General features: G+C 59.8%; 19 protein-coding genes. 9 read left to right on the plus strand and 10 right to left on the minus strand.

Features of this window, described 5'->3' with window-relative positions; genetic code table 11:
* The first annotated feature begins 18 nt into the window (after nucleotides 1–18).
* The 5 genes from K5E37_RS10160 (at nucleotide 19) to hcnC (ending at nucleotide 4,937) form a co-directional block, all read left to right on the plus strand.
* The gene (locus tag K5E37_RS10160) at nucleotides 19–957 is read left to right on the plus strand and encodes a hypothetical protein (RefSeq protein ID WP_085602646.1); all 939 of its coding nucleotides are present in this window, start codon (nucleotides 19–21) and stop codon (nucleotides 955–957) included.
* Between the two features lie 222 nt (nucleotides 958–1,179).
* On the plus strand, nucleotides 1,180–1,719 hold the full coding sequence (locus K5E37_RS10165; protein ID WP_085602650.1) for a hypothetical protein: 540 nt from the start codon (nucleotides 1,180–1,182) through the stop codon (nucleotides 1,717–1,719).
* A gap of 245 nt (nucleotides 1,720–1,964) precedes the next feature.
* Nucleotides 1,965–2,279: a (2Fe-2S)-binding protein gene (hcnA, locus tag K5E37_RS10170; RefSeq protein ID WP_207983171.1), complete on the plus strand. Its 315-nt coding sequence runs from the start codon at nucleotides 1,965–1,967 to the stop codon at nucleotides 2,277–2,279.
* Nucleotides 2,276–3,685: a cyanide-forming glycine dehydrogenase subunit HcnB gene (hcnB, locus tag K5E37_RS10175; protein WP_085602652.1), complete on the plus strand. Its 1,410-nt coding sequence runs from the start codon at nucleotides 2,276–2,278 to the stop codon at nucleotides 3,683–3,685. Before hcnA ends, hcnB begins: the two co-directional genes overlap by 4 nt.
* Nucleotides 3,678–4,937 (plus strand): cyanide-forming glycine dehydrogenase subunit HcnC, encoded by a 1,260-nt coding sequence (gene hcnC / locus K5E37_RS10180; RefSeq protein WP_221533736.1) that lies wholly within the window; start codon nucleotides 3,678–3,680, stop codon nucleotides 4,935–4,937. The genes hcnB and hcnC overlap by 8 nt, the downstream gene beginning before the upstream one ends.
* A 157-nt stretch (nucleotides 4,938–5,094) precedes the next feature.
* On the opposite strand, the gene K5E37_RS10185 is transcribed toward hcnC, so the two are convergent.
* Entirely contained in the window at nucleotides 5,095–6,903 is a 1,809-nt protein-coding gene (locus tag K5E37_RS10185) for a monovalent cation:proton antiporter-2 (CPA2) family protein (protein WP_179694481.1), read from the minus strand.
* 163 nt (nucleotides 6,904–7,066) lie between these two features.
* Between K5E37_RS10185 and K5E37_RS10190 the strand changes: the two genes are divergently transcribed.
* The gene (locus K5E37_RS10190; RefSeq protein ID WP_221533737.1) at nucleotides 7,067–7,981 is read left to right on the plus strand and encodes a LysR family transcriptional regulator; all 915 of its coding nucleotides are present in this window, start codon (nucleotides 7,067–7,069) and stop codon (nucleotides 7,979–7,981) included.
* On the opposite strand, the gene K5E37_RS10195 is transcribed toward K5E37_RS10190, so the two are convergent.
* From K5E37_RS10195 to K5E37_RS10215, 5 genes are all read right to left on the minus strand, one after another.
* Complete coding sequence (locus tag K5E37_RS10195) at nucleotides 7,971–8,741, minus strand: substrate-binding domain-containing protein (protein WP_221533738.1); 771 nt, start codon at nucleotides 8,739–8,741, stop codon at nucleotides 7,971–7,973. The two genes, K5E37_RS10190 and K5E37_RS10195, sit on opposite strands and share 11 nt — an antisense overlap.
* Nucleotides 8,742–8,751: 10 nt before the next feature.
* Nucleotides 8,752–10,044 (minus strand): MFS transporter, encoded by a 1,293-nt coding sequence (locus K5E37_RS10200; RefSeq protein ID WP_197867573.1) that lies wholly within the window; start codon nucleotides 10,042–10,044, stop codon nucleotides 8,752–8,754.
* 143 nt (nucleotides 10,045–10,187) lie between these two features.
* On the minus strand, nucleotides 10,188–11,249 hold the full coding sequence (locus K5E37_RS10205; protein ID WP_221533739.1) for a M48 family metallopeptidase: 1,062 nt from the start codon (nucleotides 11,247–11,249) through the stop codon (nucleotides 10,188–10,190).
* Between the two features lie 28 nt (nucleotides 11,250–11,277).
* Nucleotides 11,278–12,324, minus strand: a complete 1,047-nt coding sequence (locus tag K5E37_RS10210; protein WP_221533740.1) for a M48 family metallopeptidase — start codon at nucleotides 12,322–12,324, stop codon at nucleotides 11,278–11,280.
* A gap of 24 nt (nucleotides 12,325–12,348) precedes the next feature.
* A complete protein-coding gene (locus tag K5E37_RS10215) occupies nucleotides 12,349–12,945 on the minus strand; it encodes a LemA family protein (protein WP_074688846.1) in 597 nt (198 codons plus the stop codon).
* Nucleotides 12,946–13,149: 204 nt separating this feature from the next.
* On the opposite strand from K5E37_RS10215, the gene K5E37_RS10220 reads away from it, so the two are divergent.
* Nucleotides 13,150–13,458 carry an RcnB family protein gene (locus K5E37_RS10220; protein WP_221533741.1) on the plus strand — a complete coding sequence of 103 codons (309 nt, stop codon included), beginning with the start codon at nucleotides 13,150–13,152 and terminating at the stop codon, nucleotides 13,456–13,458.
* 100 nt (nucleotides 13,459–13,558) lie between these two features.
* Complete coding sequence (locus tag K5E37_RS10225; RefSeq protein ID WP_221533742.1) at nucleotides 13,559–14,023, plus strand: hypothetical protein; 465 nt, start codon at nucleotides 13,559–13,561, stop codon at nucleotides 14,021–14,023.
* A gap of 3 nt (nucleotides 14,024–14,026) precedes the next feature.
* Here K5E37_RS10225 and K5E37_RS10230 read toward each other — a convergent pair whose 3' ends face one another.
* Nucleotides 14,027–15,103 carry a sensor domain-containing diguanylate cyclase gene (locus K5E37_RS10230; RefSeq protein ID WP_221533743.1) on the minus strand — a complete coding sequence of 359 codons (1,077 nt, stop codon included), beginning with the start codon at nucleotides 15,101–15,103 and terminating at the stop codon, nucleotides 14,027–14,029.
* Between the two features lie 160 nt (nucleotides 15,104–15,263).
* Between K5E37_RS10230 and K5E37_RS10235 the strand changes: the two genes are divergently transcribed.
* Complete coding sequence (locus K5E37_RS10235) at nucleotides 15,264–15,602, plus strand: FKBP-type peptidyl-prolyl cis-trans isomerase (protein ID WP_007952931.1); 339 nt, start codon at nucleotides 15,264–15,266, stop codon at nucleotides 15,600–15,602.
* Between the two features lie 72 nt (nucleotides 15,603–15,674).
* Here K5E37_RS10235 and K5E37_RS10240 read toward each other — a convergent pair whose 3' ends face one another.
* The 3 genes from K5E37_RS10240 to K5E37_RS10250 are packed head-to-tail and all read right to left on the minus strand — an operon-like array spanning nucleotide 15,675 to nucleotide 17,489.
* Nucleotides 15,675–15,983 carry a hypothetical protein gene (locus tag K5E37_RS10240; protein WP_240664954.1) on the minus strand — a complete coding sequence of 103 codons (309 nt, stop codon included), beginning with the start codon at nucleotides 15,981–15,983 and terminating at the stop codon, nucleotides 15,675–15,677.
* A 27-nt stretch (nucleotides 15,984–16,010) separates the two neighbouring features.
* Nucleotides 16,011–16,250 (minus strand): pyocin S6 family toxin immunity protein, encoded by a 240-nt coding sequence (locus tag K5E37_RS10245; RefSeq protein ID WP_011334842.1) that lies wholly within the window; start codon nucleotides 16,248–16,250, stop codon nucleotides 16,011–16,013.
* Between the two features lie 15 nt (nucleotides 16,251–16,265).
* On the minus strand, nucleotides 16,266–17,489 hold the full coding sequence (locus K5E37_RS10250) for a colicin E3/pyocin S6 family cytotoxin (RefSeq protein ID WP_221533744.1): 1,224 nt from the start codon (nucleotides 17,487–17,489) through the stop codon (nucleotides 16,266–16,268).
* Nucleotides 17,490–17,570: the final 81 nt, after the last annotated feature.

Raw genomic sequence — 17,570 nt, forward strand, 5'->3', positions numbered from 1 at the left:
GCCTGGAGCACTACCACAATGAATAGATCCTCTGATGGGTTTTATCCTGCCTACGAAGGAGAGTCGAGCAACGTCTCAGGGGTGTCCTGGGGCGCGATCTTCGCAGGGGCTGCCGCTGCAGCGGCACTGTCGCTGATTCTGGTGCTGTTGGGTTTCGGTCTGGGCTTTTCCGCTGTTTCACCGTGGGCCGGGGAGGGCGTCAGCGCCAAGGGCCTGGGCATTTCAACGATCATCTGGCTGGCCGCCACACAAATCATCGCCTCGGGACTGGGTGGCTACATCGCCGGTCGCCTGCGGGTGAAATGGGCCAACATGCACGGTGACGAGGTGTATTTCCGCGACACCGCTCATGGCTTCCTCGCCTGGTGTGTGGCGACGCTGGTCACCGCGACGCTGGTGGTTGGCTCGGTCAGCAGCATCGTCAGCGGTGGTGTACAGGCCGGTGCAAGCGTTGCCGGTGGCGCAGCCAGTGCGATGACACAAGCAGCCGGCACTGCAGCGGCCAACACTGACAGCGATCAGTACGGCTACTTCGTCGACAGCCTGTTCCGCGACGATCGTCCCGCCGCCGTCAGCGATGACGCCGCTCGTGGCACCGTGACCCGAATCTTCGCCCAGAGCCTGGCGAACGGTCAGCTCAGCGCCGAAGACCGCACCTACCTAGCGCAACTGGTCGCTCAGCGTACCAACCTGACCCAGGCCGACGCCGAACGTCGGGTCGATGAAATCTACGCCCGCACCCAGAAGGCAATCGCCGACGCCAAGGTTAAAGCGCAACAAGCCGCCGACACTGCCGCCAAAGTCGCTGCCCTGACCTCGCTGTGGATGTTCATCGCGCTGCTGGCCGGTGCGTTCTTCGCCAGCCTCTCGGCCACCTTCGGCGGTCGCCGCCGGGATGCGGTCGAGTACGTAGAAGTCGAAACCTACACCACGACCACGCTGCCGCCAGTCCGTTAATCAAGGAGAACCACCATGCGCTCACTACTGCTGTTTTTCCTCGGCGTTCCAATCCCGATCATCATCCTGATCGCCCTGTTCGTGCACTGATTCCTTGAGGCACATGCCTTGGCCGCTTCCACCTTCGGGTTGAAGCGGCTTTTTGCTTTCTAAGAGGCCAGCGGCCAGAATCCGTGCGGGAAGTGGATCGGCCACTTCGAACCCTGTTTAAGGATGAAGACGTTGGACAAGAAGGAAATCAAACGCCAGCTGGATGAGATGCTCGATGCAGGACGCTCGAAAAACGAAACCTTCAAGGCGTTTTCCGGTGGAGCGGTCAAGGATCGGGTTCTGGCTTACTGGATAGGTTCGCGGATTGATCCCCAGTTGCGTCGGCAGCATGCGCGCAAGGTCACGATCCTGATCGTCCTGACCTGTATTCAGGCACTGCTCGGCGCGCTCGCCGGTTTTTTCATGGGGCTGGACATCGGTGTCGGATTTGCCCTGGTATTCACGCTGATCGCCGCCGGTATTCCGCTGCTGTTTGCCTGGGGCTTCTATAAATATTCCGCTCAGGCTTACACCATTTACGTGATCCTCACGCTCAGTCAGATTTCTCGCCTGTTCAAAGGCTATTCCGAGGATCCGGTATCCACCCTGATCGGTGCAGGCCTGACCTTGGCCATGGTGTTTTTTGTGGCGTGGCTGAAAACCAAACTGTTCCCCGACCTTGGTTTCATCGGGTCGAAAAAGATCAAGGGCCAGTTCGTCTTCTCCAACTGATCGGCGGCAGAACCGTACAGTCATTTCCATGGCCTGGATCAATATTCGTCGGCGCAATATCCCCTACCGTGAAATTTCCAGGCCCTTGCCGCTGGATCGACTACATTGCTTGCGCGCACTTTGCTGCGCGAGCGGAACCAACCTGCCGGCCCGATAGAGAGCGATAACCCCCACGAGCCGGCGAGGTGTAGTGCAGCAAGGAGCTGTTTCAACCTCACCTGAACTTTTCACGGATGATCATCGCAATGCACTGCCTAGAAAGAACCTTCGATATCCAGCCTTTGGCGCAGGCGGATATGACTGTCCACATCAACGGCCAGCCGGTCACCGCCGCCATCGGCGAAACCGTGCTCAGCGTCATTCAGTCCCTCGGCGTGCGCCAGGTCGCGCGCAACGATCACAACCAGGTCAGCGGTGCCTATTGCGGCATGGGCGTGTGCCAGTGCTGCCTGGTGAAAATCAACGGCCGGCACAAGCGCCGCGCCTGCCAGACCGTGGTGCGCGAGGGCATGCTGATCGAAACCCAGGTCAACCGTATTCACGGGCAGGAGGTGGTATGAGCCTGCATCCGGTGATCGTCGGCGGTGGCCCGGCGGGAATGGCCGCGGCCATCGAACTGGCCCTGCACGGGGTGCGCTGCACCTTGCTCGAAGAGGCCTCGCGTTTGGGTGGAGTGGTCTATCGCGGGCCGCTGCGTGACGGTGTGCAGCTGGATTATCTGGGGCCGCGCTATTCCGAGGCGTTGGGCAAACTGCACGGTGATTTCCAGGAGCAGTCCGGGCTGATCGACGTGCGCCTCAACCATCGCGTGGTCGGCGCCGAAGGCACGCGCTCGCTGGTGGTGCTGGACGGTGACGAGCGTCTGCACGAAATCGAATACCCGCAGTTGCTGCTGGCCGCCGGTTGCCACGAACGCAGCGTGCCGTTTCCCGGCTGGACCTTGCCCGGCGTGATCATGCTCGGCGGCCTGCAATTGCAGATCAAAAGTGGCGTGGTCAAACCGCAGGGACCGGTGGTGATTGCCGGCACCGGGCCGTTGTTGCCGCTGGTGGCGACCCAGTTGCATGCGTCGGGCGTGAGTGTGGCCGGGGTCTACGAGGCCTGCGCATTCGGCAAGATCGCCAAGGAAAGTCTGGCACTGCTGAACAAGCCGCAGCTGTTCCTCGATGGCTTGAGCATGCTCGCCTACCTGAAACTGCACGGCATCCCGATGAACTACGGCTGGGGCGTGGTCGAAGCGCACGGCGAAGGCGAACTGAAAAGCGTCAGCGTGGCGCCGTACTCGGCAACGTGGGAACCGGACATGAGCCGCGTCGAACGCTTCGAAGCAAAGACCCTCGCGGTCGGTTACGGCTTCATTCCGCGCACGCAACTGAGTCAGCAGATGGGCCTGGATCACGGCTTCAGCGACGACGGTTACCTGCGCGCCAACGCCAACATCTGGCAGCAAAGCAGCGAGCCCCACGTGCATCTGGCCGGTGACATGGGCGGGATTCGTGGCGGTGAAGCGGCGATGCTGGCCGGCAAGATCGCCGCCACTTCGATCCTGCTGCAACGCGGTGTGCTTGAAGAGGAACTGGCGCGCGTCCGTCGCGACCGTTACCTGGGCAAACTCAAAGCCATCGTGCGTTTCCGTGCGGCGGTGGACCGCTACACCGAACGCGGCGTCGGGCAAACCGCATTGCCGGCTGCCGACACAGTGATCTGTCGCTGCGAACACGCGACCCGCGCCGACATCGACCGCGCGCTGGAGCAGGGCGTGCAAGACATCGCCAGCCTGAAAATGCGCACTCGCGTGAGCATGGGCGACTGTCAGGGGCGGATGTGCGTCGGCTATTGCAGCGACCGCTTGCGACAGGCCACCGGGCGCAAGGATGTCGGCTGGCTGCGGCCGCGTTTCCCGATTGATCCGATTCCTTTTTCCGCGTTCCAGTCCCTCGGCACGGAGGCCGTTTCCCATGAGTAAGTTCTACGACGTGGTCATCGCCGGCGGCGGTGTGATTGGCGCGTCCATCGCCTATCAACTGTCCAAGCGCAAAGGGCTCAAGGTCGCGTTGATCGACGCCAAGCGCCCGGGCAACGCGACCCGCGCCTCGGCCGGTGGTCTATGGGCGATTGGCGAGTCGGTGGGCCTCGGTTGCGGGGTGATTTTCTTCCGCATGATGTCGGCCAACCGCAAGCGCGAAACCCAGGGCGCGGCGGTGGCGGTGGACTCCAGCACGCCGCACATCCTGCCGCCGTCATTCTTCGATTTTGCCTTGCAGTCCAACGCGCTGTACCCGGCGTTGCACCGTGAGCTGCGCGACAACCACGGGATGGATTTCAAGTTCGAAAAGACCGGGCTCAAATTCGTGATTTATGACGATGAAGACCGGTTGTACGCCGAGCATATCGTCGGCTGCATTCCGCACCTGGCCGATCAGGTTTGCTGGCTCGATCAGGCTGCATTGCGCGAGTCCGAGCCAAGCGTCAGCCATGAAGCGCGCGGCGCGCTGGAGTTTCTCTGCGACCATCAGGTCAGCCCGTTCCGCCTGGCCGACGCCTACACCGAAGGCGCCCGGCAGAATGGCGTGGACATGTACGTCAACACCAACATCACCGGAGTGCTGCATCACGGCACGCGGGTGACTGGCGTGCAAACGGCCGAAGCCGGGGTGTTTCACTGCAAGACCCTGATCAACGCCGCTGGCGCCTGGGCAGCGGACTTGAGCGAGTGGGCCACGGGCATCCGCATTCCGGTGAAACCGGTGAAAGGCCAGATCCTGCTGACCGAACGTTTGCCGAAAATCCTCAACGGTTGCCTGACCACCAGCGATTGCTACATGGCGCAGAAGGACAACGGCGAGATCCTGATCGGCAGCACCACCGAGGACAAGGGCTTCGACGTCACCACCACCTGGCCGGAAATCGCCGGGCTGGTGCAGGGCGCCGTGCGTTGCCTGCCGGAACTGGCGGACATCAACCTCAAGCGCACCTGGGCCGGGCTGCGGCCGGGCTCGCCGGATGAGCTGCCGATTCTCGGGCCGATGGCCGGGGTGGAGGGTTATCTCAACGCCTGCGGGCATTTCCGCACCGGCGTGCTGACGTCGGCGATCACCGGGGTGTTGCTGGACAAACTGGTCAACGATGAACCGCTGCCGCTGGACATCACGCCGTTTCTGGCGGACCGGTTTGAAGTGGCGCCCGTGCAGGAAGAGCGGGCGCTGGAGATGGCCTGAACCTGTGGGAGTTTCCCACCTGATCGTTCCCACGCTCTGCGTGGGAATGCCTCAAGGGACGCTCCGCGTTCCAGCTCCGGAACGGACGCGGAGCGTCCTGGGCTGCATTCCCACGCGGACGGTTCGACGCCTCGACGTGGGAACGATCAGCAAGAACTCAGGACTTGCCCGATTGTTCTTCCAGTTGATCCGACTCGAACAATCGGGCCAGTTCCGCCCGCGCTTCCTGAGCGGTCTGCAGCACTTTGGCCGCGTCGTCGTACACCGCGTGTTGAGCCTCGAGCACCTGTTCGTCATGGTGCTTGAAGCGCTTGATCCGCGCATCGGCCTGGGCCTGGGTCAGACCGAGGCCAACCAGCGTGCGGCGGCTCATTTCCAGACTTGAGTAATAGGTCTCCCGGATCGGATCGGCGCCGACATCCACCAACCGATGAACATGCTGCCGGTTACGCGCCCGGGCGATGATCTTCATGTGCGGGTAGAGCTTGCGCACGATCTCGGCGGTCTTGATGTTGGTCTCCGGATCGTCCGTGGCAATCACGAAATATTCCGCCTCACCGACCTTGGCCGCGCTTAGGATTTCCGGCCGCATCGGGTCACCGTAGAACACCGGCACACCACCGAAACTGCGCGACAGTTCAATGGTTTCCACCGAGGTGTCCAGCGCCACGAACTTGATGTTCTGCGCCCGCAGAATCCGCGCCACGATCTGACCCATCCGGCCCATGCCGGCAATCACCACCCGTGGGGTTTCGGTCTCGATCTGGCGGAATTTCTCCGGCACTTCCACCGGCTGCACCTTCGGGCTGACCAGTCGTGCGCAGATCAGCAGCAACAACGGCGTGACCGCCATCGACAGGGTGATGGTGAGTACCAGCAGGTCATACAGACGCGGTTCGAACAGGCCCTGATCGCGGCCGATCTTGAACACCACGAACGCAAATTCACCGCCCGCCGCCAGCACGATGCCGAGGCGAATTGCACTGACCTTGTTCAATCCACCGGCCAGACGCCCGACTACAAACAGCAGCGGCAACTTCAGGGCGATCAACAACAGCGTCAGTCCCAGCACCGTGATCGGCGCGCTGAGCAGCAGACTGAGGTTGGCGCCCATGCCGACGCTGATGAAAAACAGCCCCAGCAGCAGGCCCTTGAACGGCTCGATCTGCGCTTCCAGCTCATGGCGATATTCCGAATCCGCCAGCAGCAACCCGGCAAGAAACGCACCCAGCGCCATCGACACGCCAACCATATCCATCAGCCAAGCAGTACCGATCACCACCAGCAACGCGGTGGCGGTAGACACTTCCGGCAGACCGGTTTTCGCCACCACGCGGAACACCGGACGCAACAGATAACGTCCGCCAATCACCACCACGGCGATGCTGCCCAGCACCTGCAAACTGTGACGCACGTCGTCGGCGGTGCTGGTGTGGTGATCGACGCCCGCGAGCATCGGCACCAGGGCGATCAGCGGAATCGCCGCGATGTCCTGGAACAGCAGAATCGCAAACGCCAGACGACCGTGTGGGCTGGTCAGTTCCTTGCGCTCGGCGAGGCTTTGCAGTCCGAACGCGGTGGACGACAGCGCCAGGCCAAGCCCAAGCACAATCGCGCTGTTCAGCGGCTGGCCGAACACCGACAACGCCAGCACACCAATCACCGAACCGGTCAGCAGCACCTGCGCCAGACCCACGCCGAACACCGATTTGCGCATCACCCACAAGCGTCGCGGCGACAGTTCAAGGCCGATGATGAACAGCAACAACACCACGCCCAGTTCCGAAATGTGGCTGACACTTTGCGGATTGCCGATCAGGCCCAGCACCGACGGGCCGATGATGACCCCGGCAAACAGATAACCGAGCACCGCGCCCAGTTGCAGGCGCTTGGCCAGGGGAACGGTAAGCACGGCGGCCAGAAGAAAGACGACAGCGGCTTGCAACAGATTGCCTTCATGGGGCATGAGCGGAACTCCAGTAACGCGGTACGGCGGGGGGCGACAAGGATAAAGGCTGAAATGATTGCAGATCCAGCGCACAGCCTGCTTGAGCAGATGTGCTTCTGTAATAATTTGCATCAATTGGTTACATTTATAACCTCAACGAATCAATTCCCTCGAGTCTTCCATGGCCATCAACTTCGACCTCAACGACCTGCAAGCCTTTCGCGCCGTGGTCGAGCAGGGCAGTTTCCGCAAGGCCGCCGACACCGTGCGCCTGTCGCAACCGGCCCTGAGCCGGCGCATCGAAAAGCTCGAAGACGCCCTCGGCGTGAAGCTGTTCGAACGCACAACGCGCAAGGTCAGCCTGACCCAGGCCGGACGCGGTTTCATGCCCAGCGTCGAACGCTTGCTCGACGATCTGGACGTCGCGTTGCTCGGCATCAGTGAAGTCGCCTCTAATCGGCAGGGCCACGTAACCGTCGCTTGCGTGCCGTCGGCGGCGTATTACTTCATGCCGAGCGTAGTCGCCCGTTATCACCAGCAGTTCCCGCGAATCAAAGTCAAAGTCCTCGATTCCAGCGCCCACGACGTGCTGAGCGCGGTGGTCAATGGCGAGGCGGATTTCGGCCTGAGTTTCATGGGCACCCAAGAGGCGGGCGTGGATTTCGAACCGTTGGTGCAGGAGAGCTACGTGGTCGCCTGTCGTCGCGATCATCCGCTGGCCGGGCGCAGCAGCGTGACCTGGGACGAGTTCTACCGGCAGGATTACATCTCGCTCGACAAGACCTCGGGCAACCGGTTTCTGCTGGATCAGGCCCTGGCCAAAGTGGTGCCGCAGCGCCCGAGCATCTGCGAGACGCGGCATGTGACGACAATGATCGGCTTGGTGGAAGCGGGGTTGGGCGTGGCGGCGGTGCCATTGATGGCGATGCCGCCGGCGGATCATCCGATTCTGACGCGGGTGCCGCTGACCGATCCGCAAGTGATGCGCAGCGTCGGCATCATCAAACGCCGGGGTCGTACGCTGACCCCGGCGGCACTGGAACTGGAGCGGCTGGTGGTGGAAATGAAAGTCCAGCCGCCTACGGTCAGCGCTTGACCGAGTCCAGCCCGGTGGCCTGCACGTCAGCCTGGGCAGCGGGGGCGGCGAGATAAGCGAGCAGCGCCTTGGCTTCCTGCGGGTGCTGCGCACCCACCGGAATCCCTGCTGCAAACCGGGTCACGGACTGCACCGATTCCGGAATCTTCGCCACAAAACTCACCCCCGGCACCGGCAGCAATTCGCTGACCTGCTGGAAGCCCAGTTGATAGTCGCCAGTGGCAACCACCGAGCCCACCGGGATTTTCGGGATCATCTTCGCCTTGGGTTTCAGCTGATCTTCGATGCCGAGTTTCTTGAACAGTTGCTGCTCGATGTACACGCCACTGGCGCTGTCGGAGTAGGCAACCGATTGGGCGTCGAGCAGGGTTTTCTTCAGGGCATCGACGTTGCTGACGTCCGGTTTCGGCGCGCCTTCGCGCACCACCAGGCCGATTCGCGAGTCTGCCAGCTCCACCCGCGACGCCGGATCAACCTTGCCTTGCTTGATCAGATCATCGAGGGCGTAGCCGACCATGATCACCACGTCGGCCTTTTCACCACGGGCGAGGCGATTGGGGATCGCTTCCGGCGCCTTGCCCATCGACGGGCCGAGTTGGGTGTCCAGCGTGTTGCCGGTGGCGGCGGCGAATTTCGGCCCGAGGATCTTGTAGGCGGCGGTGAAGCCGCCGGAGGTCATGACTCGCAGTTCTTCGGCCTGGGCCGCAACGTTGAACGCAAGACCGGCGAGCAGGGCTGTAACGGTAAACAGTTTTTTCATGGTGATGTTCTCAGGCAGTAACAGGTTGCAGACGACCGCCGGCCCGGCGATACAGATAGAGCGTCGCGCCCAGTGCGCAGAGCGCGCCGATGCTCATCCAGTAACCCGGTGCGGCTTTGTCGCCGGTGTACTGGATCAGGAAGGTCGACATCGCTGGAGTGAATCCGCCGAACACGGCAGTGGCGAGGCTGTAAGCCAGGGAGAAACCGGCCACCCGCACTTCCACCGGCATGATCTCGGTCAGCGCGGGAATCATCGCGCCGTTGTACAGGCCGTAGATAAACGATAGCCACAACAGCGACAGCAACATGTGACTGAAGCTCGGCGCCTGCACCAGATACGATAGCGCCGGATACGTGGTGGCCAGGGCCAGCAGCGACATGGCGATCAACACCGGACGCCGCCCGATACGATCGGACAGCGCGCCGCCAATCGGCAGCCAGAAAAAGTTGGAAACGCCCACCAGCAGCGTCACCAGCAACGCATCGGACGTGCTCAGGTGCAGCACGGTTTTGCCGAAGGTCGGTGCGTATACAGTGATCAAGTAAAACGCGGTGGTGGTCAGGGCAACCATCAGCATTCCACCCAGCACCACACCCCAGTTCTGGCCGAGGGTGCGGAACACTTCCTTCATGCTCGGGCGATGTTTACGAGCGGCGAACTCCTCGGTTTCCGCGAGATTGCGCCGCAGAAAGAAAATGAACGGTACGATCATGCAGCCGACGAAAAACGGAATCCGCCAGCCCCAATCGGCGACCGCTTCCGGCGCCATCCACTGGTTCAAGCCATAACCCAGTGCGGCTGCGACGACGATGGCCACCTGCTGACTGGCCGACTGCCAGGCGGTGAAAAAGCCTTTGCGACCCGGCGTGGCGATCTCCGAGAGATACACCGAAACCCCGCCCAGCTCCGCACCGGCGGAGAAGCCTTGCAACAACCGCCCGATCAACACCAGCGCCGGGGCGAACAGGCCAATGGTTTCGTATCCGGGCACCAGCACAATCAAGATCGTGCCGCTGGCCATGATCGACAGGGTGACGATCAATCCTTTGCGCCGGCCCACATCATCGATGTACGCGCCGAGCACGATAGCCCCCAGCGGACGCATCAAAAAGCCTGCGCCGAACACCGCAAAAGTCATCATCAGGGACGCGAACTCACTGCTCGCCGGAAAGAACACCGCCGCGATCTGCGTGGCGTAGAAACCGAACAGAAAGAAGTCGAACTGTTCGAGGAAGTTACCCGAGGTCACCCGGAAAATGGCGCCGGCCCGCGAGCCGCCGTGTGGGATTGAGGCTGTCATCGAAAAATACTCCACCGCTTTTATGACGTGCGCGACGGGGAGGCGGCGCACGGTTCTTATTGGGGCGGATAGTGGCGCGCAGGGATCGATTTGTTAATTGCATTGTTGGCATGGATTGATGTGTCAAGCGGATCAATGGCGTGCTATGGCAGCTCCTTGGTCGGCGCTGCCCGCACGGTTCTGGCTACCATCGAGTCTTGCGCAGGTGCGGCGATGTTCACAAAAATCCCGTCCCAGTCAGGGTCTATCCTGCGAATGCGTTCACGCAGATCCGGATGACCCGAGAGCAGATGAGAGCTTGTAGTGCCAGGGCCGAAAAACAGGTGGCTGAACTCGGCGGCGCGGGCGGCCTTGAGGGTCGAGCCCATTTTGTACCCGCCGATTTTCTTCAGTGCCCCGGCGATACTGTCGGGGTTGCGGGTGTATTGCACGGCGGTCGCATCGGCCAGGAATTCGCGTTGCCGGCTGACCGCAGCCTTGATCAGGTTGCCGAAGAACGTCCCGGAGAATCCGACAATGCACAGCGCGGTGCCAAACATGCTGACCAGAATGGTCGGCTGCTTACGATTGGCAGATGGGTGTGGTGTGTCCTCAAGACCGCGCAAGAGATGGTTTCCCGCCAACCCGATCACCATGATCCCGTGAACGATCGCGACCAGTTGAGTGTTCAGGCGCATGTCGCCGTTATAGATGTGGCTGAATTCGTGGGCGATAACGCCTTGCAGTTCATCGCGTGACAACAGGCTTATCGCACCTTGAGTGACGCCGATCACTGCATCCTGAGGGGTGAAACCGGCGGCAAATGCATTGATGCCCTGATCCGGCAACAGATACACGCAAGGAACGGCGGTGCCAGACGCCAAGGCCATTTCCTCCACTACGTTGACCAAGCGACGCTCTTCCAGAGTCCGCGCGTCATGGTTGATCAGACGACCACCCAAACGGCGCGCGACCACTTTTCCGCCCCCTGTCAGTTCGACGTATTTGAACAGTCCGCCGAGCAACACAACAGCCGTTACCAGCGCTGCAATGATCGCGAAAAACTGCCAGTTTTCCGCCAGATCCTCGAGCGTTTTGCCGTACGAGATCGGCAGAATCAGGAGCATGAAGGACACGAGAATCAAGCCGAGTACGGCGAGAAACATCAAGATCACGAGCTGCACCGAGCGACGTTTGGCCCGGCACTGTTGTTCAAAGAAATTCATCTGACCATCCGTGGACGTGGAGGCTGAATCAATCCGCGGTTGCCGCCATCTGATCTGGCACCGGTTTGCCCGCTGCGGCAGCCGTCGTAAAACTCCCGTCCCACTGCGGATCGATCCGACGAATCCGCACGCTCAGATCAGGGTGGGTCGCAAACATCCGGCTCAGCCAACCTGATCCGCCCGTGCTGAAAAACAGATGACTGAACTCGGCGGCACGTGGGGAGTTGATGATGGAGCCTTGTTTATGGGCGCCGATTTTTTTCAGGGCGTCGACAATGCTTTGCGGATTGCGCGTGTATTGCACCGCGCTCGCATCGGCGAGGAATTCACGCTGACGACTGACAGCCGCCTTGATCAAATTGCCATAGAGATTTCCGATAAATCCGGCCACGCACAGTGCGAAACCGAGCGCAAAAACCACCAGCATCAACCGCACGTCGCGTTTGTCGCGCTTGAGCAGGCTGGCCATTATGTAAGTGCCAGCCAGCCCCAACACCAACAGGCCGTGCACCACTGCCACCAGTTGCGTGTTGAGGCGCATGTCACCGTTGAAGATGTGGCTGAATTCGTGAGCGATCACCCCTTGCAGTTCTTCCCGGGTCAGTAGTTTCACTGCGCCACGGGTCACACCAATGGCCGCGTCCTCCGGTTTAAATCCGGCTGCGAAGGCGTTGATGCTTTCGTCGGGTAACAGATACACCGCTGGCATGCAGGTGCCGGAGGCAATCGCCATTTCTTCGACGACGTTCATCAACCGCTGCTCGTCCAGGGTTCGCACATTGCCATTGAGCAGGCGACCACCCAGTTTCTCCGCGACGACTTTGCCGCCCGCGCGCAGTTGCCGGTATTTCAGCAGACCGCCAATCACCACGATGCTGCTGATGAACGATGCGATAACGGCCATCGCCAGAAACGCGTCCGCCAGCGTGCCAGTCCCGCTCAGGTAATCCTCAAAACCATTGAAGACGAAGGGCAGGCTGGTTATCCCGATCAGCATGACAATCGCCAGAATCATCATGCACACCAGCCGTTGCGTCTGGTTTCGGGCCTGGGTTTGTCGTTCGAAAAAGTTCATCGAGCCATCCATGGAGAGAAGAAGTCAGAAAGAAACGTTGGGCGCGGTCTTGATGGCCAGCGTATCGGCAAACTTCAACGGAACCGCATCCTCGCGATGGCCAAAACTGGCCGCCAGCAGCACCGCCGGAAAGCTCTGCTTGAGCGTGTTGTAGGTCATCACCGCGTCGTTGAACGCCTGCCGCGCGAAGCTCACCTTGTTTTCGGTGCTGCTCAGCTCTTCGCTCAGTTGTTGCATGTTCTGCGAAGCCTTGAGTTCCGGATAAGCCTCCAGCGTCAGGTTCAAGCGACCCACCGCGCTGCTGAGTGCGCTGTCCGCCAGCCCTAATTGCGCGATGTTCTGGGCGCTGCCCGGTTTCGCCTGTGCAGCTTCAAGTCCGGCCACGGCGGCATTGCGTGCGGCGATCACCGCTTCAAGGGTTTCGCGCTCATGGGCCAGATAACCCTTGGCGATGCTGACCAGATTGGGGATCAGGTCATAGCGGCGTTTAAGCTGCACTTCGACCTGGGCAAATGCGTTCTTGATCTCGTTGCGCCGGGCAACAAGTTTGTTGAAAAGACTGACAGCGTAGAGCCCCAGAAGCGCCAGCAACACCAGATTGACGATGAGATAGATTTTCACGGTGATGTCCTTGTTCACTCTGTGGGGGCGCGCGATCTTATCGCAAATGGATGCCGTTGACTGTATTCACCCGGTGGCGGGCGAGCCCGGATCGCGTTTCGGGGCACGGCTACAATCTCCGGTTCAGCATCATCAAAAAACAAGGAATGATTCCAGAACCCCGCAGTCGGAGTTCAGGTATCACAAATCTCAGGAGGTTCACCGATGAACAACAAGACCCTAATCGCCAGCCTGGCCCTCGTCGCCGGCATCGCCGGGATCAGCCCCCTCGTTCAAGCGGCGCAAACCTCGACCTCTACCGTCGAACAATCACCGACCGGCAACCGCGAACTGAACGTCAACGACCGCGCCCCGGATATCTACCAGCGCAGCGAAAAAGCCATCAAAAACTGGAAACAGAAAGGCCTCAAGCAGCCGGAACCGCAGGCGCAGTGGGTGCAGATCAATGACAAGTACGTAATGGTGATGATCACCAACGGGACGATTGTGGCGATTCAGCCGGTGGAGCGCTGACCTCAAGCAACAAATGGCCATGGACGGTTGATTGCATTCGAGCGCCGTTCCGGTAAAACGCGAGGGGCGTTTCGAGTGACTGGATGTCAGGAGCAATTCGTTGGACAAGAAACCCCTTTATCGCAAAGAAAACACCACCGCCCATAACGTTTGGCGCAATAACCCGGGCGGGCATTACCGGCATCAGCGAAACACCAAGGCTGAAATCCACAGCGAGGCTACTCGCGGTTCGATGCATGGCATCAAGCATCATGGCTACGATTACACGCCGTTGTTTCGCTTTCTGTTGTCGCGTGTCGGCGGTGATTGGGACGAGATTTTCAGTGAAGCGGTGTCGCGGCTGGATCGGCAAGAGCCGGTGTTCTGGATGGTCGCTCTGCATGAACATGAGCGAAGGGATGTGGTGGGGGTGGGTGAGTCCAGTATCTACAGCGGGTTATACGTCGATGAGAACAAGCGCCTGCAAATCGTCAATCCCGCCCTCAAAGCCGAAGACATGACGCCCAGTTGCCAGTGCTGCACGCATACCTTCAATGGCGTTGTATTCGGTACGCCCGAGCGCTGAAATTCAATCAGCCCGGCCATGACTGAGCGTCTGCCCGCCGCCCAATCGATACTGATTGTTCCCGCTGCGCTTGGCCTCATACATCGCCAGATCCGCAATGTGCAGGAGCCGATCCATGGTCGGCGCGTGGTCGGGGAAGACGGCGACGCCGAGGCTGGTGCCGATGTGGCGTTGTTCGTTGCCGATGGGAATTGGCGGGGACAGTTCGATGAAGATTTTCTGGCAGATGCTGCGGGCTTCGTCCTGCAGGTTCAGGCCGGGGGCGAGGCCTTGCAGGATGACCACGAATTCGTCGCCGCCGATCCGCGCGACGGTGTCGCTGACCCGCAGGATGCGTTTCAGGCGCGTGGCGGTGGTGATCAGAACGCGGTCGCCGGCGGCGTGACCGTAGCGGTCGTTGATCGCCTTGAAGCCGTTGAGATCGATAAATACCAGCGCCACCCGCGTCTCGGTCATGCGCGCATGTTCGAGTGCTTCCGATAGCCGCTCTTCCAGCACCAATCGATTGGGCAGGCCGGTCAACGGGTCGAAATGAGCGAGGTGCTGGAGGTAGCTGGCCGAGGCCTTTTCTTCGGTGATGTCGCGCACCACGCCCATCATCTTGATCACCGCGTCGTGATCGTTGCGCACCACATTGCCGGTTTCCCGCAGCCAACGAATCGTGCCATCGGGCCAGACCACGCGGTATTCCTCATCGTGGTTTTCACCGGTCTCCAGACAGCGCAATTCCCCGGCGCGCACCCGGGCGCGGTCGTCGGGGTGTACGCAGGAGCAGAACAGGGCGTAGGAGGGCGTCACTTCGCCGATCTTGAAGCCGAACATGCCGAAGATCGCGTCCGACCAGTAGAGCCGGTCAGTGTCGACCTCCCAGTCCCAGGTGCCGATCCGGGCGAAATACTGGCTGCGCTTGAAACGGTCAGCGTCACCATCCTGACGGATGTTCTGGCCCTCGGCGGCGCGGGTGAGCAATGCGCGATACTCGGCGAGTTGCTGACGAAGCTCGCGCACTCGGCGGATCAGAACGGCGATCACGACCATCAGCACGACGACAATGGCGAAGCTGATCCAGAGTTGAGTCATTCAAGCGTCGCTGTCATGGCGTATCGATCCGGGAGTGATGGCGTGTCGCTATCTTAATTCACGGCCAACGCCGGAAACAGCGGCAACCTTGGGTCAAACGGTTGCCAATGGCCGGCATTTCTGGGAAAACGGCGGCCAGCGGAACAATAGAGCGAATGTTATGAATGATGAACTGCAGATAATCGATCTTCAGCCCGGTGACGGAAAAGCCGCCGTCAAAGGCGCGTTGATCACCACCCAATACACCGGTTGGCTGGAAGACGGCACCGAATTCGATTCGTCCTGGAGCCGGGGCAAGCCGTTTCAGTGTGTGATCGGCACGGGCCGGGTTATCAAGGGTTGGGATCAAGGGATCATGGGCATGCAGGTGGGCGGCAAGCGCAAGCTGCTGGTGCCGGCGCATCTGGGTTACGGCGAGCGCACGATGGGCAAGATTCCGCCGAATTCGAATCTGGTGTTCGAGATTGAGTTGCTTGAGGTTTTGACGCGGGAGGATTGAAGCTCGTGGGGGAGTACGTTGTGATGAGGGGCGTTCCTGATCACAACGTCCTGCATGCAAGGGCCCGATGAATCAGGTAAATGCCTCAATGTCGTCAAGCGTGTCTGCGATCACGCCTTCCAGGGAGGGGAATCTTGTCTTTGCTTCTTCCAGGGCCGCGAAGGCAATGTCTTTGTCCAGTTTGCCGTGCCTTCGAGCAATGTGGCCCAAAGCGGTAATGGCAGATGCGACAACCGACTCATTGCTGCTGGCGAAATACTTCAGGCAGGTTTGCTGAGCCCAAATTCTGTCTGATTCGTTCAAGCCAATAGAAATCAATCCAGCGACAACATTCCTTTCCACGCCGCTTTCAAGAATCCTCACTGCTTCATCGTGGTTCACTGTTGGTTCTTGATAGAAAAGACTCAACTATTCCCGAACCCCGATAAAAAGATCTAGTTCAGTTGGTAGGTGTTCATTAAGGACTGACGCAATTTGCCGGACCTGACCGTCATTCAATAACCATTCTCCGGCCTCGCTTTCTTCCAGGCTTTCCCAACCCAGCAACGCTAAAACCGCAGCTTCTGCCTCAGGCTTCACCGTCAGTTCAAACTTCAAAGAGTCGTCCTCTTCATCACCTTTCAAAAAGCCACTTATCCATAAAAACATTAAAAGCCTCCTGTATTACTTCGGGGTAGATCTCTCGGGGTCTGCGGGATCTATTTGTTCACCGGTTTCGTGGTTGAATTCACCAAGGTGTTTGCCTTGTTTGTTGTAAAGCTCAATAGCGCCAGTCTTGCTATCCCATTCATATATTCGCCCCTTCCGGTCCTTCCAGCGGCTTCGCTTGCCTCCTCCACCCTGAACGCTGCTTTTTGATTTGACTGGTTGGGCATCCGGGAATGCGGGCAGTGTGCGTGGGGGCCTGTGGTATTTGATATCACCGCCCAGTGCTGGCCTGGAGAGCACAACATACAGAGGCTGCCCCCCGGAGTCAGCCGGAAACACAAGGATGAAATCCTCGTACTCCGGCGGATAGATCGGGTTGACGATGATTTTGTCTGCTTGCTCAGTCGGCGGATAAATCCAGATAGTCGGAGTTTGTGGGGCACCTTCCAGCGGTGGGATACCCGAGGTGCTGGATGAATCGACGGCAGGCGTCCAGGTCAACGTGACGCCATTGCCAAAGTCAGCCACTTGGCGAGAGCCTTGGGCTGTGAACTGCACAACCGGAATCATTTCCCAGTCAGGGCGCTTTTGAGTGTTGTACCCGTACCCTTTGAGACTGCCATCGGGCTGTTGCTCTACCTGTAGTCGAATACGTGTTCGGCCTTCCTTCAGCGATCTGAGCTGTTCTTCGGTATAGAGTGAACTGTCACCAAGATTGGATGGCCACAAAAGTGCAACCATGCCCGCCAAAGCACCTGCGGCAACACCGCCCGTGATTGCGCCCACACTGGATATGGCGCTTGTGCTGGTGCCAATAGAAGCCGAGCCTCCCAAGAGAAGCGTGCCTATAGCAGACGGTAACTTGGCACCACCTATTCTTTTGAGGGTGATATTTCCCGCCGCGTCTAATTCGCGGCCACCGAGCAAGGTGAATGCTCCAAAGTCAGCCAGTCGTTCGACCGGGATAAACCCTGCGGGGCTTTCATGGTTGATGACGCCGTCGGGGAGGTTGCAGCTCTTGGTAAATACACACCCTAGGGCGCTGTGTTGATTCGGTTGTTGAGACTGCCGAAGAAAGCGATCTTCGTAGTCTTGTTGCCTGGCCTGCATCTCGTCGTACTTTTTTTGTCTGGCGTTCTGCTCTGCCAGTTCGGTAGCAGTCATGTAGCGGGTAGTGATGTGGTGCCCGTCGCCTGAGGGGGGATTTTGTATTCGGGGAATATCTGATTTTCGAGCCATGAGCGTCCTTGTTCCAACTTTTAAAGCGTTGGGAACGCTATCTGAATGTGCATTTGAAAGATGTAGGACGGTTCTGAAGCT

The sequence above is a fragment of the Pseudomonas sp. RIT778 genome, from assembly GCF_019718735.1.
GTDB lineage: Bacteria > Pseudomonadota > Gammaproteobacteria > Pseudomonadales > Pseudomonadaceae > Aquipseudomonas > Aquipseudomonas aphyarum.